Origin of the sequence: Shewanella sp. 5_MG-2023 (assembly GCF_030547465.1) — a bacterium.
In the GTDB taxonomy this organism is placed as follows: Bacteria; Pseudomonadota; Gammaproteobacteria; order Enterobacterales; family Shewanellaceae; genus Shewanella.
In genome coordinates this window covers 1-21,633 of record NZ_JAUORC010000029.1, presented here as the reverse complement: position 1 = coordinate 21,633, position 21,633 = coordinate 1, and the positions used below count along the sequence as shown (strand labels likewise).

Below are 21,633 nucleotides of genomic sequence, written 5' to 3'. Positions count from 1 at the left end.
GTGATGTCGGCGGCTTTTTTGTTAAAGCAAGCTGTTAGTATTAATCTAAACAATCACATTTATATGAAGAATTAACGCAAGGTGACTGGCTATTGCGCGATTTCTACTTCGTAAGATGAAAACTTTCTGATGTTAACCACCCCAGTGTCAAAGATTAAGTACTGGCCTTTGATACCTTGTAAAACCCCGGTGACCTCAGGTGTTTTATCAAAGTTATGCGACTTAACTTTTTTAGGAAATTCAGTGATAGGGAAATGAATGCTTTGTATCGAATTATCGAGCCTTTCGATAACAAAATCAGGGTTTTCTTGCTGCAGTTCAACGAGTCTCTGCTCTACTTCAGGCATTAATTGCTGAGCCATTTCTACTAAATCAACATCATCAGCATTGCCCTTTAACATGGCTTGCCAATTAGTTTTATCATTGATGAGTTTAGCAAACTCAACTTCCACTAAACCTGACAATTGGCGAGTTGAGACCTTGAAAATAGGTAGCCCTTGGGTGGCACCTTGGTCAATCCAACGCGTGGGGATTTGGGTGTAACGGGTAATGCCGACTTTGATGCCTGAAGTATTTGATAGGTAAACAAAGTGAGGCACAAAACAATGAGTTTGCGCCCATTCTGGCTCACGGCAAGTACCTTGATCAAAATGGCAGGTTTCAGGTTTCATGATGCATAAATCACAGCTTGCCAGCTTTTGCATGCACACATAGCAGTGGCCCTGAGAGTAGCTCTTCTTGGTTTTTTTACCGCAATTACAACAGAAAATATTGCCTGTATGGCTAAGGGTTAGGGTTTTACCAATTAATGGGTTTAGCGCAACGCTATTATCGCCAACCGGCAGTTCGTACTGCACTTCATCTTGTTCATTAAGGTGAGTGCGCATTTTTGATAAGGTGCCTAACATCGGTATTCTCTTATATTGTGGTGTTATTGTTGATTATGTCATGCAGTCTACCAGATGAATGCCCGTTAGATTAACCGCTTTTTTAGATTGGCTTTAGGGAGAAATACTCCTTAAATACGCTCAAGTAGGGGATAAAAAGTCATGGACTTGGCCATGACTGATTATTTTGCATCTCAAGCTTTCAATACTTCTGAATATGCTGTTCAAGTGCCTTGAAAAATATTGACTATTAAGCACTTTTACTGAGCTTATCTAATACCACATCATCACCTAACTCATACAAAGAGTCAGTAAGTTGCTCTTCTTGGCATGGTTCTGATAACCCCAAGCCCATTGTAGCCCTGAACAAGGCGATGCCTGTGTGGCCAGCAGTTTCTTGTTTGCTACTAAATTGCTCGATGTTGATCCCAAGGGCATTGATCTTATTTGAGATTTCCAGCACTAAGCCTTCACGGTCATAAGCGACTAAATTGAAGCTGAGACGTTTTATTGGTACAGGGGTTTGGCTGGTTTTATTAAAGCTGCAGGTTAGGCCGTCAATGCACTCTAAAGCATCTAATAATGCGTCCCATTTAAGGGCTGATACTTCTAACTGTAATATTGCCGCAAAAATGCCATCAATATGACGCATTTCTGAGTCCAGCCAGTTACCGTTATGACGACTTATTACATTGGCGATTTGTTCAACTAATCCTTTTCTATCAGGTGCTTGAAGGGTTATCAGGTAATGAAGCATAAAATAAACTCCCAAAATTTTAACAAATAAATCTGCTGTAACACTACTGTCATAAAGACGTCATATAATTCAGCTCAATAAAATATGGCATTTATAGTCTGCCATAAACACAAGCTAAATAGCTGTTTTAAAACTGGCAATTTGCTTAAAGAAAAAACAGTTCGCTTAAGTAAAAAGCACCGTTTAGTTAGTAACACAGCGAATCAAACAATCATAGCGAAATATCGTTAACGATTAATTATAGAGGTTCTTAATGGAAAGTCAGGTAAGTCAGCCTGGTTCTGCGGCGAAGAGTTTGTTAGTAAACAGACAAACCAGCCGTAGAGCGTTTATGGATAAGGCAGCTGAAGTGGGTGTCACTGTGGGTGGCACCATGGTATTTGTCGCTTTGTTGCTGATTTTCTTTTATTTATTGTATGTGATTAAACCTATATTTGATGGCGCCGATGTTGAGCCTATTTCAACCATCAGCTATCAACAAACTGAGGTCGCGACCTTAATGGTCGGCAGTGATGAGCAAAATGAAATTGCTTATCGGGTATTAGTCGATGGCCAAGTTGATTTTTATTCAGTTGCAGGGCGTCAGTTAATCACCAGCTTCAAACCTAAGCTTCCTAAGGGCGCAACGGTTGTTAGTAGCGCTAAAGCTAAACCTAACGAGCAACGTTTTGCCTTAGGCTTAAGCACTGGTGAAGCATTAATCGTCGGGGTGGATTTTGGAGTAACTTACCCAGATAACAAGCGCACCATTACCCCAAGATTACGTTATCCACTGGGTGAAACACCGATTATGGTGGATGAAGGCCAAGCCCTTAACAATCTGGTTTTTGATTATATCGATAATCGTGTTGGTTTTGCTTATCAAGATGACAATGGCTCGTGGAAGCTAAGTCGCCTTGAAGGCGAAGAAAACATGATGACTGAAGAAATCGAATGGTATTCAGATTTAACCTATATCAAAGATGCACCCAATAATGCCTTTACGGCCTTAATGACACCGGATCATCGTCAATTGATCCTGCCAACATCGAATAAACTGTTTATTTATGATATTCGCAATAGTGACGAACCTAGCTTGTTGCAAGTTATCGATGTGAAAAATGGTAAGTCAGTGGTGTCGAAAGTGATGCTGCTAGCAGGTGCTAGTTCAATTTTAGTCAGTTATGATAATGGCTTAATTGACCAGTATTTCCAAGTCAGTGGTCGCAGTGGTCGTTTGTATCAAAAAATAAGACACTTTGACAATGACGCTAAAGTCGGAGCCATGACGACAGAGTTTTACCGTAAAAGTTTTGCGGTAGTCAGCCCTGAAGGTGAGCTATCACTGCTTTATACCACCAGTCAGCGCAACTTATTCACTGAAACATTTGATATCGCCAACCCGGGCGCGATGGCATTTAGCCCTCGTTCAAACGCCTTAGTGGTTGAAGCTAATAATAAGCTCAACATTTTCGCGGTTGATAATGCTCACCCTGAAGTGTCTTGGAGTGCTTTGTGGGAAAAGGTCTGGTACGAAGGTTACCCAGAGCCACAATATGTATGGCAGTCAACCTCGGGGTCAGATGATTTTGAAGCAAAATTAAGCTTAATGCCGTTAGCTTTTGGCACCATGAAAGCGGCATTTTATGCAATGTTATTTGCCGTGCCACTGGCCATTGCAGGGGCGATTTATACCGCCTACTTTATGTCGCCAAAAGTGCGCGGCGTGGTTAAGCCGACCATTGAAATCATGGAAGCACTGCCGACAGTAATTTTAGGCTTCTTAGCTGGCCTTTGGTTAGCGCCATTGATTGAAGATCACTTACCGGGCATTTTAGTGTTACTCACATTACTGCCCACCAGTATTTTAGTCAGTGCATTTACCTGGAGTAAATTGCCAGCGAAATGGAAGCAACGCCTACCTGAAACCTATCAAGAGATCATGTTAATTCCAGTGATTTTGTTTGTGGGTTGGTTCTCATTTGAGATTAGCCCTGTAATCGAAATCGCCTTCTTTGATGGTAATACCCGTCAGTTCATTACCAATGATTTAGGCATTACATTCGATCAACGCAACGCCTTTGTTGTGGGTATTGCGATGGGTTTTGCGGTTATTCCAACAATTTTCTCCATTGCTGAAGATGCGATTTTCTCAGTGCCACGTCATTTATCAAATGGTTCACTGGCACTGGGCGCGACTAACTGGCAGACCTTAACCCGCGTGGTGCTGCTTACTGCAAGCCCAGGTATTTTCTCTGCCATCATGATGGGTTTAGGCCGCGCAGTGGGGGAGACCATGATTGTATTAATGGCAACAGGTAACACCGCAATCCTTGAGTGGAGTGTGTTTGAAGGGATGCGTACTCTAGCGGCAAATATCGCCGTCGAGATGCCAGAGTCTGCCATTGGTAGTTCCCATTACCGTGTGCTATTCCTTGCGGCATTTGTGTTGTTTGTATTCACCTTTGTCTTTAACACCATTGCTGAAGTGGTACGCCAACGTCTACGTGAACGTTATAGCTCACTTTAAGGAATGAAGATGAACAGAGTTTTTAATATTTCGCCAATCGCCTTGAGAGGTTTGTGCAATGGGTAAGTGGTTTAAATCAGGTTCTCCATGGATTTGGATGACTGGCGGTGCGGTGAGCATTTGTTTGATTGCAGTACTGGGTTTGTTGTTATTGATTGCGTGGCGCGGCTTAAGTTACTTCTGGCCTGCCGATATTTATCAGTGGCAGCTAGAAGACAATAATGGCGTTAAAACAACCCTAATTGGTGAAATCTACGACCGTGAAGAAGTGCCCACTGAACGTTTAATTGCAGCGGGTCATCAGTTTGATGAACATCCTGGCGAGTTTGTGACTCGTTACTTAGTTAAAACCGGTAACCGTGAATTCGTTGGCTTAGATTTTCGCTGGATCCTCGGCACCGATATCGTCAGCCGTGAAAAGCCAGCTGATGTGGCCATGCTCGAAAGGGCTAAAAATGGTAACTTTTACGGTTATCCAATTGCGGTCATTGAAGACGGTAAGCGCTTAAATATTACCGGCGAGGCCATTGAAACTTCGTTAGTAGCACATATCAAGCGTGCAGTTGATATTGCTGATGAGGCGCTGGCACTGCAAAAGTCTGAAATTGGTTCAGTGAACTATGCCTTAGAGCGTTTGCGCCTAAAAGAGCGTAAATATGAACTGGATGGCAAACTCACTCCAGCGATTAAAGCTGAGATGGACGCCCAAGCAGAGCAGTTAAACCAAGACTACTTAGTCATGGAAAAAGACTTATTTGCCCTGCGCGACAAAGCGGCGCGAGATTCAGTGGTTGTGCGTGATATGCGCGGTGAAGAGGTCACCTTAAAACTTGATAGCGTGCTTGATGTTAGCTATGTCAATCACATGAACATCGTCGATAAACTCGGTCATTGGTTTGTGGGCATGGGGCGTTTTATTAGCCAAGACCCACGTGAAGCTAACACCGAAGGCGGCGTGTTCCCTGCTATTTTTGGTACGGTATTTATGGTGATGCTCATGGCGGTTATCGTGACCCCATTTGGCGTAATCGCGGCAATTTATTTACATGAGTACGCCAAAAAAGGGCCAATTACTAAGATGATCCGTATTGCGGTGATTAACTTAGCCGGTGTGCCATCAATCGTTTATGGTGTATTTGGTTTGGGCTTCTTTGTGTATATGCTTGGTGGTTCGTTAGATCAGCTGTTTTACCCTGAAGCATTGCCTGCGCCAACGTTTGGTTCACCAGGGGTGATTTGGTCAGCCTTAACCTTGGCTATCTTAACTTTACCTGTGGTGATTGTATCTACGGAAGAGGGCTTAAGCCGTATTCCAAGTGCCGTGCGTCAAGGCAGCTTAGCCTTAGGGGCAACCAAATTTGAAACCTTATGGCGCATTGTTATTCCAATGGCAAGCCCTGCGATTATGACCGGACTTATTCTTGCGGTCGCCCGAGCAGCAGGTGAGGTAGCACCACTGATGTTAGTGGGCGTGGTAAAACTGGCGCCGACATTACCGATTGATATGAACTTCCCGTTTGTGCATTTAGAACGTAAGTTTATGCATCTTGGGTTCCATATTTATGACGTTGGCTTTCAAAGCCCTAACGTTGAAGCGGCGAGACCATTGGTTTACGCGACTTCATTCTTATTAGTATCTGTGATTGTGACACTTAACTTAACAGCAATTAGTGTACGTAATCACTTACGTGAAAAATTCCGTTCGCTAGAACATTAATTAGCGATATCCTGAGGAAAATACAAAAATGATTTCAATTGATCAACGCGCAACTAAATCTAACATTATTGATTTAGCAAACTTACCCGCACAGGATACTGCCCTAGAAATTCGTAACCTTGATTTACGTTATGGTGATAAGCAGGCGTTATATAACGTTGGAATGAAAATTCCTAAAAAACAAGTCACCGCCTTTATTGGCCCAAGTGGTTGTGGTAAATCAACCTTACTGCGTTGTATTAACCGCATGAATGACTTGGTTGAAACCTGTAAAATCAGTGGTGAAATCTTACTGAACGGGCAAAATATTTATGACAAAAATGTTGATGTCGCTCAGTTGCGTCGAAATGTCGGTATGGTTTTCCAGCGCCCAAACCCATTTCCTAAATCAATTTATGAGAATGTGGTTTATGGCTTACGCCTACAAGGGGTGAGTAATCGCCGCGAACTAGACGAAGCTGCTGAAATGTCATTACGTGGCGCTGCGATTTGGGATGAAGTGAAAGATCGCTTACACGATAATGCTTTTGGCCTATCGGGTGGTCAGCAACAACGTTTGGTTATTGCTCGCGCTATTGCTATTGAGCCTGAAGTGTTATTGCTTGATGAGCCCACATCAGCACTGGATCCTATTTCAACCTTAACCATCGAAGAGCTGATCACTGAGCTTAAATCGAAATACACAGTAGTGATAGTGACCCATAACATGCAACAAGCGGCGCGGGTTTCTGATCAAACCGCCTTTATGTACATGGGCGAGTTGATTGAATATGCGGATACCAATACCATTTTCACCACGCCGCAAAAGCGTAAAACCGAAGATTACATCACAGGTCGTTACGGTTAATAATAACGAAGTGAGTAAGCTGGCGCTTATGGCAAGTCATTGGTGAGAAAGTCAGAGATAATTAAGGTAATAAAGTAATGGAAAACAAAAGTTTAAATAAGCATATTTCTGGACAGTTTAATGCTGAATTAGAAGATATTCGTAACCGTGTTTTGGCCATGGGCGGTTTAGTTGAGCGCCAACTTGAACAAGCCCTTGATGCTCTTGGTAGCTTAGATGCCGAGCTTGCCCAAAAAGTGATTAATGGCGATCACCGCGTAAATGGCATGGAAGTGTCAATTGATGAAGAATGCACCCGCATTATTGCTAAGCGCCAACCAGCGGCAAGTGACTTACGTTTAATTATCACCATAACTAAAACTATTACAGATTTAGAGCGTATTGGTGATGCTTGTGTACGTATCGCAAAAGCAGCATTAGATAAACGTTTAAACAATCAACAGCCATTATTGGTGAGTATTGAAAACATGGGTCGCCATGCAACCCGTACCTTGCATTCGACACTGGACGCGCTTGCACGTATGGATGCTGATAATGCCTTAGAGTTACACAAAGAAGATGCCAAACTAGACAAAGAATATGAAGGGATTATTCGTCAGTTAATGACCTATATGATGGAAGATCCTCGCTCAATTCCTGGTGTGTTAGATGTACTTTGGGCTGCGCGGGCGGTTGAGCGTGTGGGGGACCGCTGTAAAAACATTTGTGAGTACATTATCTATTTCGTTAAAGGTAAAGATGTTCGCCATACTTCCTATGAAGAGATGGAAAAAGATCTAAATATGTAAGCTATGTTTGCCTGCAAGCAAAAAATAACAGTCTCATTATGGTTAATGGGACTTTTTTATTGCTGTCACTTTTATGCTGGTAGTGCTAATGCTGTGAGCCAACTCACAAAAGTTAATTAGCCTTTGCTCAACAAGGGGGCTAAATAGGCTGGAGCATTAGCAAACTGTGTTAAAATTTCTGTAATTCCTCGTTCGTTTTGTAGGCTCAATGAAAAACACCCTTTCTCGTGGTTTAACTAACTTACTGCCAATGGCACTGAGTCTGTGGTTATTCTGGTCATTATTTATTTCTTTAGATGGTTTAGGCCATTTACTGCTGGATATTGTTAATTTAGAAAACAGCTTTGTCGGCGCCGGGTTTATTTTGGTGGCAGTGTTAGTGTTTATTTCAGGGCTGTTATTTTCATTTAGCCCATTTGCTTGGTTATACGCTTGGCTTGAGCGTCAATTAATGAAGTTCCCGCTGTTTAAATCTGTCTATGGCAGTATTCGTGATATTGCGAACTTAATGAAACGAGACGGTAAGCCAAAGAATCAAAAAACCGTATTGATCAAGCAAGCCAATGGCGGTTATGTGGTTGGCTTTATCATGAATCAACAGGCGCCTAAACCGCTTACTGAAGCCCTACCTGAAGGTGATTGGGTGCCAGTATTGTTTCAGCTTAGCTACCAAATGGCTGGGGTGACGAGTTTAGTCAAGCGTGAAGATTTAATTGAAGTCGATTGGTCATTTGAAGATGCCATGCGCTTTAACTTAACTGCGGGGATCTCGATTGCTAATGCCAATACAAACGCTAATGCCAATACTAATACTAATACTAATACTAATACTAATACTAATACAAATACAAACGCTAATGCCAATAGTGATATAAACGCTAATGCCAATAGTGATATAAACGCTAATGCTAGCGGCAATGCAACTAGCGATGAAGCGTCAGCTAATGAAACTTTGGCGTCAGATAATAGCACTTCAGCAACTAAGAAATAGTGCTTTTTAATCCCAATGCGCGCGAGTACAAATTTACCCCTCAATGATTACGTTAAACGCAATCCAATAGAACCAGCCTATACTTATGCAATTGTCAGCGCAATTGTTACCTATGTAGCTGTGTTCATTATCCTATTTACAGGTCTCAATCATGTTTAAGAAAGCGAGTGTTAACCCTCCGGTTTTCTTCCCTTCAGTATTGCTTATTTTTGTCATGGTATTTATTTGTGCCGTTTGGCCAAATGAAGCTAGCCAATTTTTTAAAGCCATTCAAAGTTGGTTAGAAGTTAAAGCGGGCTGGTTGTATATTGTTGGGGTGGCTATTTTTCTCATCTTTATTATTTTTGTCATGATGAGCCGTTTTGGTGACATCAAACTAGGCCCAGATCATTCCGTGCCTGACTACAGCTTTAAAAGCTGGGTATCTATGCTGTTTTCTGCAGGGATGGGTATTGGATTAATGTTCTTTGGCGTGGCAGAGCCAGTGATGCATTATTTAGCCCCACCTGATGCAACGCCTGAGTCACTGGAGGCTGCAAAAGATGCCATGAAGATTACTTTTTACCATTATGGCATCCATATTTGGTCAATCTATGCCGTAGTGGCTTTAAGCTTAGCGTATTTCTCATATCGTCATAAACTGCCTTTACTGCCACGTTCTGCCTTATATCCACTCATTGGCGAGCGTATCTATGGCCCTATAGGGCACGCGGTTGATACGTTTGCGGTGATCGGCACCATGTTTGGCGTAGCAACCTCATTGGGCTTTGGGGTGCTACAGGTCAATTCAGGCTTAAGTTATTTAATTGATGGTTTGCCAAATAACATCACTGTGCAAATTATTATCATTATGGCGATTACCGCGATAGCAACGGTTTCTGTTTTTGCAGGCTTAGATAGAGGCGTTAAACGTTTAAGTGAGCTTAACCTTGCGTTAGCACTGCTATTGCTTGTGGCAGTTTTAGTTCTTGGACCAACAGTGCTGTTACTGCAAGCATTTGTTCAAAATACCGGTGGTTATTTAAGTGATATTGTGGGTAAAACCTTTAACTTATACGCCTACGAGCAAAAAGATGATTGGCTTGGTGGCTGGACATTATTGTATTGGGGCTGGTGGATCTCATGGTCGCCATTTGTAGGTACTTTTATTGCTCGTGTCAGTCGTGGGCGCACTATTCGAGAATTCTTAGTCGGGGTGTTATTTTTCCCAACTGGCATCACTTTCCTATGGATGACAGTATTTGGTAATAGCGCCATTGATATGATTAGAAACCATGGGGCGAGTTATCTATCGGATGCGGTTTCTAATGATGTATCGGTGGCCTTGTTTCGATTTTTTGAGCATCTACCATTTTCATCAGTATTGTCCATCATTGCCATATTCTTAGTGGTAACATTTTTTGTTACTTCATCAGATTCCGGCTCGTTAGTGATTGATAACTTGACCTCAGGCGGTAATGAACAAGCGCCAGTAGGCCAGCGAGTTTTTTGGGCGATACTGCAAGGTGTTGTCGCGAGCGTATTATTACTCGCTGGTGGCTTACAAGCGTTACAAACAGCAGCGATTGCCAGTGCAATGCCAATCATGATTGTGATGCTATTGATGTGCCTTGGCTTGTATAAAGCCTTACAAGATGATCGCTTGAAATTAGAAAGTGTGCAGCAACACAATACCAGTGTGCAATTTGCTAAAGCCAACATGAGCTGGGAAGATCGTATTGATGTACTGGTCTCTCACCCCAGTCAAGAAGATGCGCAGCGATTTTTAGATAACATCGCCAAACCGGGACTTGAACAAGTCAGACAAATATTTTTAGCTAAAAATATGCCTGCTGTCATCACCCAAGATGATGAAAGGGTACGTTTATTGATCGGTAACAACGAAACCCTGCAGTTTGCTTATGGGCTGCGTATTCGAGCATTTACCATGAATGGTGCCGATGTCGAAGGCTTTGCTAGTGAGCAAGACTATTATCGGGTGGAAGTGTTCTTAGAGCACGGCGGTCAGCATTACGATGTGATGGGTTATACTCAAGAGCAAATTATTGCAGATATCGTTAATCAATATGAACGCTATTTACACTACCAGCATTTGTCTAATTCAGAGTTAGTGACTTACTAGCGGCTGCTTGTTTTAAGCGGTGCTTGTTTTAAGTGGTGCTTGTTTTAAGTGGTGCTTGTTTTAAGTGATGTTAGTATTACTCGAGCAGTGCAATTGTGATAGAAAACATTGCCCCAACCGATAACAGCGCTTATCCTTGGGGTAATTTTGTAATGAAAGTAAATTGGAAAGTCGATGTCAGCTACTCAAAGTAAATTAGATAAAGTATTAGCAGAAGCCAGAGATTACAAAGCCACTCGTGAAAAAGGCTACCGTGAACAAGCCTTAAAACTCTATCCTTGGATATGTGGCCGTTGTACACGTGAGTTTACTCATAAGAATTTATCTGAGCTGACGGTACACCATGTTGATCATAACCATGATAACAACCCGTCAGATGGCTCGAACTGGGAATTGTTATGCTTGTATTGCCACGATAATGAACATTCTCGATTTGAAGAGTTGATCCGTTATGGCAATACCACTGAAACCAAGCAAGAAGCCGCTACCTATAATCCATTTGCAGATTTAAAAGCAATGATGAAAAAGTAGCTTTGTTTACTGATACTCAGATGAAAAGCCCATATTTATGGGCTTTTTTGTGCTTGGCTGAAAGCTTTATTGCTCAGCTTTACAATTCAAGGCTGTTCAATTTCCGCTTGGGCTTTTAACCACTTCTCACGGCTGATGATCTGGCTATTATTACCGCCTTTCATTCGTTCTTTTCGTTGTGGCAGTTGTTGCCATACCGCTTGTTTTTTCTCTTCACTGGCTTGTCCCCAGCCAACAATTTCATTGATGTGGCGAAAACAGCCCATGCAGTAATCTGCTTCATTTAAGCCGCATTTGGCGACGCAAGGTGAGTGCATTGTTAATCCTTTACCGTTCTAAAGTCTTGGCATTTATTGATTAAACCATATAGACAAATTAAATAAATAAAACTAGGCTGCGACTAGCTATAGTTTATTGAATTAATTAAGTTATTTGCAAGTTTAATTGGTTGTAACTATGGCTTTGTTGTCAGTGTTTCGTTGGTTTTTTGCTATAATAAATAGCCAACTTGCTGCTTTATTGTGTCGCTATTGCGTGGAGAGTACCATGAAATCATGGTTTAATTTAGCTGTAAAAAATCTTGCTAGCCTGAGTAGTCGTTGCTGGTTTGCTCAGTTTCACCCCCTTATTATCACCTGTAAAAAACTGCTTAGCCTTATGAGTATCGGCTTGTTATCTTTAAGTTTAACGGCTTGTTCACTGCTAGAAGTTAAGCTTGAAAGTGGCGTTGAACCCTTACCTAAAGAGCAGATAAACATGCGTATGTTTAGCCGTGAATTTAGTTATAGCTTTTATGCTGAAATTGAAGCCACCGCAGACCGCATTGCAGCTAATAGCGATGATGACAACGTTAGAGCTAACACCTTAATGTGGAAAATTTACGCTGAGCAAAGCCTGCAGCGGGCTATATTCCAAGCCTCTCCAGTAGCGGCAATGCTCGATACTTGGGTGTTGACCGAGCAAATGAAGCAGTTTTATGAAACTGGTGCTGGCAGTGAGTTATTCGGTGAACAACAGCAGCTCGCGATAGATAGCAGTGAAAAATTAGCGGATCAATTCGTCTCGACAGTAAAAGGCTTTATTAGCAACCAAAAGTTCAAAAATAATCAAGCGTTTGTGAGCCAATATGTGGCTGAAAATCAGCTTGAGGATATTACCTTTACCCGCACTACTGCCTTTAATGCTTGGTTGGCCTTTAGCAATATTTCAGAGTTTGAAGCCATTACCACTTTTGGTTCAATGCCTGAGGTGATGAGTGATATGTCTGATCGTATGGCGATGACCACTGAGCAGATGCCAAAAATTCTTGGCTGGAAAGCCGAGTTATATGCACTTCATGCTGATGTTAGCGCCGCTGATATAGAATTAGCCCTTAAAAATATCAGTGAAACCACCAAAAAATTTCAGCAGTTAATGCAGCAAACCCCTGAAATGATGACCATGCTTGCCGGTGATATGCGAGTGGAGCTGGCGCCATTATTAGATCAACTGAGTGATGTCACAGATGATAAACTGCAGCAGTTATCAAAAGAGCGTGAATCACTAGCCTTAATTATTGTTCACGAGCGAGAAGCGTTAGCGCAAATGATTGCTGATGAACGCAGCGCTGCTATTCAAGATTTAGATGCACTAACCCAAAAAACCGTTGAATTAGTGTTTGCCCAAGTGATTGAGTTAATAAAAAGTGTGATTGTGTATTTCATTTTATTCTTAATTGCGATATTTTTTGCGCCTCTAGCTATGGGGGTTTGGTTAGGTAAACGCATGGCGGTTCGAAAGTCTGAACCCAAATCTAACCCTAAATCAGCTATCAAAGTCGCAGGTAGTGAGTAGTGAGAGTGCTTAATGATGGTGTAAACCATCAATCACACCAATAAACCATAGGATGCCAATGAGCACACAGATTGCCATGAACTGCGCGACAGACGCTAACAATTGTAGCGACAATAGCGCCAAGCTAGGCCAGCTTAGCGAGTGCTTACTAAAGCTAAATAGTTTGTGGCAAGTGAAAGCCTTTGATTGTCAGCAATTACCTTGGTCTGAGCAGTTTCCTTGCTTAGCCGCAAAGGTTTGGGCCATTGCTGATACTGACATAGAGGCACTAGATGTAGCTCAAGGGGCATTGGTATCGGCGTTACTGCCGTCATTGATGCAAGATATGCAGCAGTTGGGGATGAAAATTGATGGCTTAGCCGCGATGTTAAGCACATCGACAAATGGTGATGTATCGTTAACGAGACCAGAACCCAAATCGTTTGAAGCACACGCTGTAGAAATAGGCCTGTCTGACACTGAGCTTAGCCATTTCAGCGCCCATATCAAAGGCCGAAAGTGGCAGCAAATTACTGCTTTTTCAGCGCATATTCCTAAAGGAAACCCGATTGTTGAATGGTGTGCAGGTAAAGGCCATTTGGGACGTTATATTGCTAAAACCCATCAAGTTAAGGTTAGCAGTTTAGAGTGGCAACAAAGCTTGTGTGAGCAAGGCCAGCAGTTTGCAGACAAGTGGCAATTGTCGCAGCAGTTTCATTGTGTTGATGTGTTTAACTTAGCCAATAGTACATTAGGGGCCAACCCGCTAAGTTCAGAGCAACATGCCATTGCGTTACATGCCTGTGGTGATTTACATGTTAGGCTGCTGGAGTTAGCCGCTCAAGCAAACACCAAACAAATCTCGTTTTCACCTTGTTGTTATCATCTTATTCAAGCTAATTACTATCAGCCGCTATCCCATGCTGCAAAAAACAGTGGCCTTAAGCTATCGCGACATGATTTACAGTTGCCGCTGCAGCAAAGTGTGATTGCCAATGACAAGCAGCAAGCATTACGACATCAAGAAATTGCTTGGCGCTTAGGCTTTGATAGCTTGCAGCGAGATATTAGCGGTAATGATCGCTATCTGCCGATCCCCAGTGTTAAACGAAGCCAGTTATCGGCATCATTTAGTGATTTTTGTTATTGGGCTGGGGCGCAAAAACAAGTCAATATCGGCGCTGTAACCGACTTTGATGCCTATCTTGCTCAAGGGGTAGCTAGGCAAAGGCTAACTCAGCGTATCGATCTAGTCGCGCACCTGTTTAGGCACGCTTTAGAGCAGTGGTTATTACTGGATAGAATGTGCTTTTTACAACAGCAGGGTTATCAAGTTACCATGGTTGAATTTTGTGCAAACGAAATCACACCAAGGAATTGGTTAATTCAAGCTGAAAAATTAACCTAATTAAATAATTCTGTTCGAATAGTTTTCTAAGGTACTGTTTAATAGTTTTTATTTTAAATCCTCTTGATTAACCCCTTTAGTGATACAGTTAATACCCCAGCGATAAACTGCGGCTTTGGTAGATTTATATATTACTAATTGTGGTTTTGTATTGAATATTGAAGCTTTTCTTGTTCAAATGGCGGGTTAGTAGCAAATACCAATAAATTCGGTTGCCTAAGGCGGCCTTAAAGTGAGCGATTGATACGGTTTCATGAAATATTCCCGCGTTTTTATTAATAGTATGGCCTATGAGTTAGCACCCCAAGTGGTGTCTAGTCTAGACCTAGAATCTCGTCTTGCGCCGCTTTATCAAAAGTTTCGTATTCCAATGGGGCAATTAGCCGCTTTAACCGGTATTAAGGAACGTCGCTGGTGGCCAAAAGGTTATCGTTTATCTGACGGCGCTATCAGTGCTGCCCGTAAAGCGGTTGCTGAAACAGGTATCAATGTCAGTGATTTAGGGGCAGTTGTTTACACAGGCGTGTGCCGTGACCAACATGAGCCCGCAACCGCGTGCCGCGTGGCTGCAGAGCTTGGTGTGTCTAAAGATACCGCGATTTACGATATCAGTAACGCTTGTTTAGGTGTGCTTTCTGGCATTTTAGATATCGCTAACCGTATTGAGCTTGGACAAATTAAAGCCGGTATGGTGGTATCTTGTGAATCGGCGCGCGATATTGTTGAAGTCACTATCGACAATATGCTCAATGAGCCGACAATGCAGAATTTTGCCCAATCGCTAGCGACCTTAACCGGTGGCTCTGGTGCGATTGCGGTTATCTTAACTGACGGTAGCTTACCGCTTAAAAATACTCGTAATCATCAGCTATTAGGTGCCAGCCACTTATCGGCGCCTGAGCATCACGAGTTATGTCAGTGGGGCCTACAAGAAACCAGTCAAAAGTTATATCGTGAGTTTATGCGTACCGATGCCGTCACCTTACTTAAAGAAGGGGTTGATCTGGCTAAGCATACTTGGGAACACTTCTTAACTCAGCGTGAGTGGTTAGTGGATCAAGTTGATAAAGTGATTTGTCATCAAGTGGGCGCATCAAACCGCAAACAAGTGTTAAATGCTCTCAATATTCCTCATGAAAAAGAATTTCCAACTTATGAAACCTTGGGCAATATGGGCACGGTTTCGCTGCCAGTAACAGCGGCGATGGCCCACGACCAAGGCTTTTTAAAATTAGGCGATCAAGTGAGCTTTCTAGGCATAGGCAGCGGGTTGAACTGTATGATGCTAGGCATCAAGTGGTAATCATTTCGCTGGTTATAGAATAAGTATTATAAAATTGTAGGAAGCATCATGTTAGAAAATCTGTTGCCTTTTGATAGCCATTATTTAGACCGCAGTGGTAACAAACTGCATTATGTTAATGAAGGCCAGGGTGAGCCAGTGGTTATGGTTCATGGAAATCCAAGCTGGAGTTATTACTACCGTAACTTAGTCAGTGCATTAAGCACCAATTATCAGTGTATTGTGCCTGATCATATTGGTTGTGGTTTATCGGATAAACCTGATGACCCACAATACGATTACACATTAGAAAATCGTATTGATGATTTAGAAGCGCTGTTAGATCATTTAGATGTCAAAGAAAACATCACCTTAGTGGTTCATGACTGGGGCGGAATGATTGGTATGGGCTATGCTGCCCGTTATCCTGAGCGCATTAAGCGCTTAGTATTTTTAAACACAGCAGCATTTCACTTACCTGAATCTAAGCCTTTTCCTTGGGCATTATGGGTTTGCCGCGAAACTATTTTAGGGACGTTTTTGGTCAGAGGCTTTAATGCCTTTTCATCCATTGCATCCTATGTGGGTGTTAAACGTCAGCCAATGGCCAAAGCAGTGCGCGAAGCCTACGTTGCGCCATTTAATAGCTGGAAAAACCGTATTTCAACCTTACGTTTTGTGCAGGATATTCCGTTAAAGCCTGAAGATCGTAACTATGAGTTAGTTTCAAATATTGCTGATAGTTTATCTAAATTCTCTGAAGTGCCAACACTGATTTGTTGGGGACTACAGGATTTTGTATTTGATAAGCACTTTTTAGCAAAGTGGCGTCAATATATGCCCCATGCGCAAGTAAGAGAGTTTGATGACTGTGGTCATTATATTCTTGAAGATGCTAGCGAAGATGTCATCGGGCTTATTCAGAACTTTATGGCTAACAACCAGCAAAGCTAAACAGCGACCTTGGGCGTGATGAAATACTCATTATTCACGCCCAAGTTATAAACCAATGACATCAGGCTTATGACATTAAAAACGGCTAACATCTGTCGGCATTTACAAGATGCGGCAAATAACTTTCCTTCTCAATTAGCTGTCGCGGTGCAAACAGCGACATCTGCCAATCAAGCCTCTCACGCTTTAACTTATCAAGACGTCGATTTTGGCTCCCTAAACCAACAATCTGATGATATTGCCTATCGTTTAAATGCCTTTGGCCTTCAAGCTGGCATGAAAGCTGTGTTGATGGTGACCCCAAGCATTGATTTTTTCGTGCTAACGTTTGCGTTATTTAAAGCGGGCGTAATTCCTATTCTGGTCGATCCCGGTATGGGGGTTAAAAACTTAAAACAATGTTTTGAAGAGTCACAACCCGATGTGTTTATTGGTATCCCTAAAGCCCATATTGCCAGAAGAATATTAGGTTGGGGTAAATCTTCGGTTAAGCTTTGCTTAAATGTGGGCGGCAGTAGTATTCAGCGTTGGTTATCAGGCGCAGTGAGTATTGACGCCTTGCCACAGGTTAGTGGATCATTTGCCAAAGCTTACCCCATGGTCACACTGTGTGATGATCAAATGGCGGCAATTTTATTTACCAGTGGCAGTACAGGCACCCCAAAAGGTGTGGTGTATTCCCATGGCATGTTTGAAGCGCAAATTAGCGCCCTTAAACATGATTACGGCATTAAGCCCGGTGAGCGCGACTTAGCGACTTTTCCATTATTTTCATTATTTGGCCCTGCACTGGGTATGGCATCTATTGTGCCAGCGATGGACGCCAGTAAACCCATAACCGCTAATCCTGAGTATTTATTCGCAGCGATTGAGAAATATCAATGTACTAATATGTTTGTTAATCCGGCATTGCTGGAGCGCTTAGGCGCCGCTGCTGAAACTAAAACCGCAGCCCAAAACCAAGCATTTACATTACCAAGCGTGCAAAGAGTTATTTCAGCAGGGGCGCCAGCAACCATCTCATCAATAAAGCGTTTTAGCAAAATGTTAGCAACAGGAGTTGAGGTGCTCAACTCTTATGGGGCGACAGAGTCTTTGCCGATTAGCATGATGCCAAGCAGCGAGCTGTTTGATACCACCGCCGCAACTGATGCTGGTAAAGGTATTTGTGTGGGTAAAGCCATTGATGGTGTTGAGATTAGCATTATCGATATTACTGAGTCAGTTATCAGCCATTGGGATGAAGCCGATATTTTACCTGTAGGAAAGATTGGTGAAATCGTCGTAAAAGGGCCGATGGTAAGTCGTGAGTATTATCATCGCGATAGTGCAACTAAGCTGGCCAAAATTACTGATGCTGACGGTATTCGACACCGCATGGGTGATGTCGGTTACTTGGATGAATTAGGGCAATTATGGATGTGTGGCCGCAAGGCCCATCGAGTTGATCAAACTCTAAAAGGTAGCCTTAGTAAACGTTATTTTTCAATTCCCTGTGAGCGGGTATTTAACACCCATAAACAAGTAAAACGTTCAGCACTGGTGAATATTGTCATTAATGGCAATATTGAACCACTGTTATGTGTCGAACTTGATAAAGCCATGACTTGCTCAAACAGTAAAGCGCTATACCAAGAGTTAGTTGATATCGCTGAAAAACATACACATACAATGGGTATTTCACGTTTTTTAATTCATCCAGATTTTCCTGTGGATGTCAGACACAACGCGAAAATATTCAGAGAAAAATTAGCTGTTTGGGCTCAAAAACAGTGGAAAGAATAGTGCAAATCGTTGCTGAAATGTTTGCCAACAATCAATTTTTATTAGCGTTCTCAATTAGGTAAATACATGCTTGAACTCGAAATGTTATTAAAGCCAGAACAGGCAGCCTTAGCTGCGCTTAAAAGTCGGGTTAACAAAGTATTTGTCACCGGGGCAGGTGGTTTTTTAGGTAAAGCGATTTGTACTCGTCTGCGAGCAGCAGGCATTGAAGTTAATGGTTTTGCTCGTGGTGAATATCCTGCATTAACGGCGATGGGCGTTAACATGTATCAAGGTGATATTAGCGATTCAGATGCGCTAGCAGCGGCGATGCAAGATTGTGATTTAGTGTTTCATGTGGCGTCAAAAGCGGGTGTTTGGGGCGATAGAGATAGCTATTTTGCCCCTAACGTTAATGGAACCGCTAATATCCTGCGTGCGTGTAAAGCATTAAAGATCAATCATGTGGTTTACACCAGTACTCCAAGTGTCACCTTTGCGGGTGAAGATGAAGCCGGTATTGATGAATCTTCCCCTTATGCCGCTAGCTTTTTAAACTTTTATGGTCACTCTAAAGCCATTGCCGAAAAAATGGTGCTAGAAAGTAATAGCGCACAATTAAAAACCACCGCGTTAAGACCGCATTTAATTTGGGGACCAGAAGATCCGCACTTGGTTCCTCGAGTGATTGAGCGAGCGAAATTGGGTAAGTTAAAGCTTGTTGGTAAAGAAGATAAGCTGGTTGATACCATCTATGTCGATAATGCCGCTTATGCTCATATTCTTGCCGCGCTAGATTTGTCACAAGATAAGAAGTGCGCTGGTAAAGCGTATTTTTTAAGTAATGATGAACCCATCACTATGGCTGCGATGCTCAATAACATTTTGGCCTGTGTTGATATTGATCCTGTTACTAAGCGGGTACCAGCAGGTGTGGCGTATAGTGCGGGAGTGGTATTAGAAACCATCTATAAAATACTTGGTAAGCAGCAAGAGCCTATTATGACAAGGTTTGTCGCGAGACAACTATCTACCTGTCACTACTTTAATATTAGCGCAGCTAAAAAAGATTTAGGTTATGAAGCACTGATCAGTATTGACGAAGGGATGCAGCGTTTAAAAGCATCACTAAATTAAGTGGATCAAGTAAGTCGATAAAAAAGGGATTACCAGTATACATATTGTTGCTGGTGATCTTGTTTCATCACATCAGTTGTATGTTATCTGTCATTATTATTAAAGCACTGTGCAAATCACTAATCACTAATCACTATAACCACTAGAATCCTCGTTGACTCATTGTTTATAACCGCAGTCACAATCTAAAACTTTAAATATGTAAAAACAACATCTTGCGCGCCATTCTTGGTTGCGATGTAACATTGTGTTTACAATGTGTTCAATATGAATAATCGCTAAACTATTGGTTAAAATTTTCAGCGCGCTATCTTAAATTCCTGTCCACACACATAGTAAAATAATTTAAATTCATATGTGGGCCTGGGAGAGCGAGATGCCAGATCAATGGAAACCAGCCACAGTAGCGATTCATGGTGGTCATATAAAGGAAGCGTTTGGCGCATTAGTCACGCCACTTTATCAAAGTGCCACCTTCGTGTTTGACAATGCCCAGCAGGGCGGAGCCAGGTTTGCCGGTGACGAACAAGGCTACATTTATACGCGTCTTGGTAACCCTACTACCGCAGAGTTAGAACGTAAAATGGCCTTACTTGAAGGGGCAGAATCTGCCGCTGCATGTGCCTCAGGCATGGCTGCTGTTTCAGCGGCGTTAATGACTCATCTGGAGGCTGGCGATCATTTAATTTCATCAAATGCGGTGTATGGTTGCACTTTTGCTTTGTTGAGTAGCCAACTAAAAAGGTATGGCGTGGATACAACATTTGTAGACTTTTCTGATCCCTTAGCAATTGAAGCGGCAATTCAGCCTAATACTAAATTGGTATTTTGTGAGAGCCCTGTCAATCCGCATTTACAAGTATTTGATTTAACCGCAATAGCAGCTATTGCAAAGCGCAATAATTTGATAAGTATTGTTGATAACACCTTTATGACGCCTTTATTGCAACAGCCGCTGACTTTGGGTATTGATATGGTGATCCACAGTGCAACCAAATACTTAAATGGTCATGGGGATGTCATTGCAGGCATTGTTTGTGGAAGTGAAGCGCATATTCATCAATTAAAATACCAAATTCTTAAAGACTTTGGCGGTGTTATTTCGCCCCATGATGCATGGCTAATTTTAAGAGGATTAAAAACCTTAGATGTCAGGTTAAGCCGTCATTGTGACAATGCTGAAAAGTTGGCTGTTTACCTTAATCAACATACAAAAGTAAGCAGTGTTTTTTATCCCGGGCTTGAAAATCATCAAGGCTTTAAATATGTCGGCAAACAAATGCGTCGAGCGGGTGGGGTAATCGCCTTTGAATTAATAGGGTCCGAACAAGATGCGATTAACTTTGTAAATAAATTAAAACTGTTCACGATAGCCGTGAGTTTGGGCGATGCGGAGTCACTTATTCAGCATCCTGCATCAATGACTCATTCACCCTACACCCCCGAAGCGAGAGCAGAAGCGGGGATAACCGATAATTTATTACGGATTTCAGTTGGGTTAGAAAACGTAGAAGATTTGATTATCGATATTGAACAAGCACTTTAGGTAATAAAACTTTTGAAAGCGATTTAAATACGGCTTTAGCAAGTAAAATTATTAGAAGTTTTTTGAAATTTAATGAGGATATTTGGAAGTTTAAGAAGGATATTTTGAAATTGAAGAAGAGTATTACTATTTGAAAGTGATTTAAATTGGTTGCGGGAGCTGGATTTGAACCGACGACCTTTGCAGATTTATTAGGGTTGAGCCCGAACTGAGGATCTAAAAATCGACGCAATACACTTGAGCTTGAAAAATGATGTAGAATATTTTGAAATTAAGAAGGATATTTTGAAATTCAAGAAAAGTATTACTATTTGAAAGTGATTTAAATTGGTTGCGGGAGCTGGATTTGAACCAACGACCTTTGCAGATTTATAAGAGTTGAGCCCGAACTGAGGATCTAAAAATCGGTGCAATACACTTGAGCTTGAAAAGTGATGAAGAATATTTTGAAATTAAGAAGGGTATTTTTAAATTTAAGAAGAGTATTAATAATTTTAAATAATTTAAATTGGTTGCGGGAGCTGGATTTGAACCAACGACCTTCGGGTTATGAGCCCGACGAGCTACCAAACTGCTCCATC

At 42.0% G+C, this 21,633-nt stretch carries 16 protein-coding genes and 1 pseudogene; 14 read left to right on the top strand and 3 right to left on the bottom strand.

All coding sequences use genetic code 11. The features are described from left to right. Positions 1-89: 89 nt before the first annotated feature. The gene (locus Q4557_RS16220) at positions 90-908 is read right to left on the bottom strand and encodes a DUF2797 domain-containing protein (protein WP_303413961.1); all 819 of its coding nucleotides are present in this window, start codon (positions 906-908) and stop codon (positions 90-92) included. A 229-nt stretch (positions 909-1,137) separates the two neighbouring features. Continuing rightward, a complete protein-coding gene (locus tag Q4557_RS16215; RefSeq protein ID WP_303413959.1) occupies positions 1,138-1,644 on the bottom strand; it encodes a glycine cleavage system protein R in 507 nt (168 codons plus the stop codon). Positions 1,645-1,897: 253 nt separating this feature from the next. On the opposite strand from Q4557_RS16215, the gene Q4557_RS16210 reads away from it, so the two are divergent. From Q4557_RS16210 to Q4557_RS16180, 7 genes and pseudogenes are all read left to right on the top strand, one after another. Beyond that, positions 1,898-4,153, top strand: a complete 2,256-nt coding sequence (locus Q4557_RS16210) for an ABC transporter permease subunit (protein WP_102475668.1) — start codon at positions 1,898-1,900, stop codon at positions 4,151-4,153. 58 nt (positions 4,154-4,211) lie between these two features. Beyond that, complete coding sequence (gene pstA, locus Q4557_RS16205) at positions 4,212-5,870, top strand: phosphate ABC transporter permease PstA (protein WP_102437683.1); 1,659 nt, start codon at positions 4,212-4,214, stop codon at positions 5,868-5,870. Between the two features lie 28 nt (positions 5,871-5,898). Then, the gene (pstB, locus tag Q4557_RS16200) at positions 5,899-6,717 is read left to right on the top strand and encodes a phosphate ABC transporter ATP-binding protein PstB (protein WP_102437681.1); all 819 of its coding nucleotides are present in this window, start codon (positions 5,899-5,901) and stop codon (positions 6,715-6,717) included. 77 nt (positions 6,718-6,794) lie between these two features. Continuing rightward, entirely contained in the window at positions 6,795-7,505 is a 711-nt protein-coding gene (phoU, locus tag Q4557_RS16195; protein WP_102437679.1) for a phosphate signaling complex protein PhoU, read from the top strand. Positions 7,506-7,713: 208 nt separating this feature from the next. Further along, a pseudogene (locus Q4557_RS16190) lies at positions 7,714-8,277 on the top strand (DUF502 domain-containing protein); the annotation flags it as partial. 370 nt (positions 8,278-8,647) lie between these two features. Continuing rightward, positions 8,648-10,618: a BCCT family transporter gene (locus Q4557_RS16185; RefSeq protein WP_102437675.1), complete on the top strand. Its 1,971-nt coding sequence runs from the start codon at positions 8,648-8,650 to the stop codon at positions 10,616-10,618. A 174-nt stretch (positions 10,619-10,792) separates the two neighbouring features. Next, positions 10,793-11,149, top strand: coding sequence for a YajD family HNH nuclease (locus Q4557_RS16180; RefSeq protein WP_076539886.1), 357 nt, complete (start codon positions 10,793-10,795; stop codon positions 11,147-11,149). Positions 11,150-11,235: 86 nt separating this feature from the next. On the opposite strand, the gene Q4557_RS16175 is transcribed toward Q4557_RS16180, so the two are convergent. Then, a complete protein-coding gene (locus tag Q4557_RS16175; protein ID WP_102437673.1) occupies positions 11,236-11,466 on the bottom strand; it encodes a DUF1289 domain-containing protein in 231 nt (76 codons plus the stop codon). 229 nt (positions 11,467-11,695) lie between these two features. Between Q4557_RS16175 and Q4557_RS16170 the strand changes: the two genes are divergently transcribed. The 7 genes from Q4557_RS16170 to megL all read left to right on the top strand — a co-directional run bounded on the left by Q4557_RS16170 (position 11,696) and on the right by megL (position 21,052). Next, positions 11,696-12,982, top strand: a complete 1,287-nt coding sequence (locus tag Q4557_RS16170) for a chemotaxis protein (protein WP_368506496.1) — start codon at positions 11,696-11,698, stop codon at positions 12,980-12,982. 76 nt (positions 12,983-13,058) lie between these two features. Next, entirely contained in the window at positions 13,059-14,369 is a 1,311-nt protein-coding gene (locus Q4557_RS16165; protein ID WP_102476875.1) for a methyltransferase, read from the top strand. 253 nt (positions 14,370-14,622) lie between these two features. Next, entirely contained in the window at positions 14,623-15,672 is a 1,050-nt protein-coding gene (locus Q4557_RS16160; protein ID WP_076539890.1) for a 3-oxoacyl-ACP synthase III, read from the top strand. Positions 15,673-15,720: 48 nt separating this feature from the next. Further along, positions 15,721-16,605 (top strand): alpha/beta fold hydrolase, encoded by an 885-nt coding sequence (locus Q4557_RS16155; RefSeq protein WP_102437671.1) that lies wholly within the window; start codon positions 15,721-15,723, stop codon positions 16,603-16,605. 69 nt (positions 16,606-16,674) lie between these two features. Then, positions 16,675-18,390, top strand: coding sequence for an olefin beta-lactone synthetase (gene oleC / locus Q4557_RS16150; RefSeq protein WP_303413950.1), 1,716 nt, complete (start codon positions 16,675-16,677; stop codon positions 18,388-18,390). A 66-nt stretch (positions 18,391-18,456) separates the two neighbouring features. Then, complete coding sequence (oleD, locus tag Q4557_RS16145; RefSeq protein WP_303413948.1) at positions 18,457-19,506, top strand: 2-alkyl-3-oxoalkanoate reductase; 1,050 nt, start codon at positions 18,457-18,459, stop codon at positions 19,504-19,506. Positions 19,507-19,882: 376 nt separating this feature from the next. Next, positions 19,883-21,052 (top strand): methionine gamma-lyase, encoded by a 1,170-nt coding sequence (megL, locus tag Q4557_RS16140; protein WP_102437665.1) that lies wholly within the window; start codon positions 19,883-19,885, stop codon positions 21,050-21,052. Positions 21,053-21,633: the final 581 nt, after the last annotated feature.

What these genes read in the sequence shown, in the direction of transcription:
- Q4557_RS16170 (WP_368506496.1), top strand. Translation starts at nt 11,696, where the DNA reads ATGAAATCATGGTTTAATTTAGCTGTAAAAAATCTTGCTAGCCTGAGT.
- phoU (WP_102437679.1), top strand. Translation starts at nt 6,795, where the DNA reads ATGGAAAACAAAAGTTTAAATAAGCATATTTCTGGACAGTTTAATGCT.
- Q4557_RS16215 (WP_303413959.1), bottom strand. Translation starts at nt 1,644, where the DNA reads ATGCTTCATTACCTGATAACCCTTCAAGCACCTGATAGAAAAGGATTA.
- Q4557_RS16180 (WP_076539886.1), top strand. Translation starts at nt 10,793, where the DNA reads ATGTCAGCTACTCAAAGTAAATTAGATAAAGTATTAGCAGAAGCCAGA.
- megL (WP_102437665.1), top strand. Translation starts at nt 19,883, where the DNA reads ATGCCAGATCAATGGAAACCAGCCACAGTAGCGATTCATGGTGGTCAT.
- Q4557_RS16175 (WP_102437673.1), bottom strand. Translation starts at nt 11,466, where the DNA reads ATGCACTCACCTTGCGTCGCCAAATGCGGCTTAAATGAAGCAGATTAC.
- oleD (WP_303413948.1), top strand. Translation starts at nt 18,457, where the DNA reads ATGCTTGAACTCGAAATGTTATTAAAGCCAGAACAGGCAGCCTTAGCT.
- pstB (WP_102437681.1), top strand. Translation starts at nt 5,899, where the DNA reads ATGATTTCAATTGATCAACGCGCAACTAAATCTAACATTATTGATTTA.
- pstA (WP_102437683.1), top strand. Translation starts at nt 4,212, where the DNA reads ATGGGTAAGTGGTTTAAATCAGGTTCTCCATGGATTTGGATGACTGGC.
- oleC (WP_303413950.1), top strand. Translation starts at nt 16,675, where the DNA reads ATGACATTAAAAACGGCTAACATCTGTCGGCATTTACAAGATGCGGCA.
- Q4557_RS16155 (WP_102437671.1), top strand. Translation starts at nt 15,721, where the DNA reads ATGTTAGAAAATCTGTTGCCTTTTGATAGCCATTATTTAGACCGCAGT.
- Q4557_RS16185 (WP_102437675.1), top strand. Translation starts at nt 8,648, where the DNA reads ATGTTTAAGAAAGCGAGTGTTAACCCTCCGGTTTTCTTCCCTTCAGTA.
- Q4557_RS16160 (WP_076539890.1), top strand. Translation starts at nt 14,623, where the DNA reads ATGAAATATTCCCGCGTTTTTATTAATAGTATGGCCTATGAGTTAGCA.
- Q4557_RS16165 (WP_102476875.1), top strand. Translation starts at nt 13,059, where the DNA reads ATGAACTGCGCGACAGACGCTAACAATTGTAGCGACAATAGCGCCAAG.
- Q4557_RS16210 (WP_102475668.1), top strand. Translation starts at nt 1,898, where the DNA reads ATGGAAAGTCAGGTAAGTCAGCCTGGTTCTGCGGCGAAGAGTTTGTTA.
- Q4557_RS16220 (WP_303413961.1), bottom strand. Translation starts at nt 908, where the DNA reads ATGTTAGGCACCTTATCAAAAATGCGCACTCACCTTAATGAACAAGAT.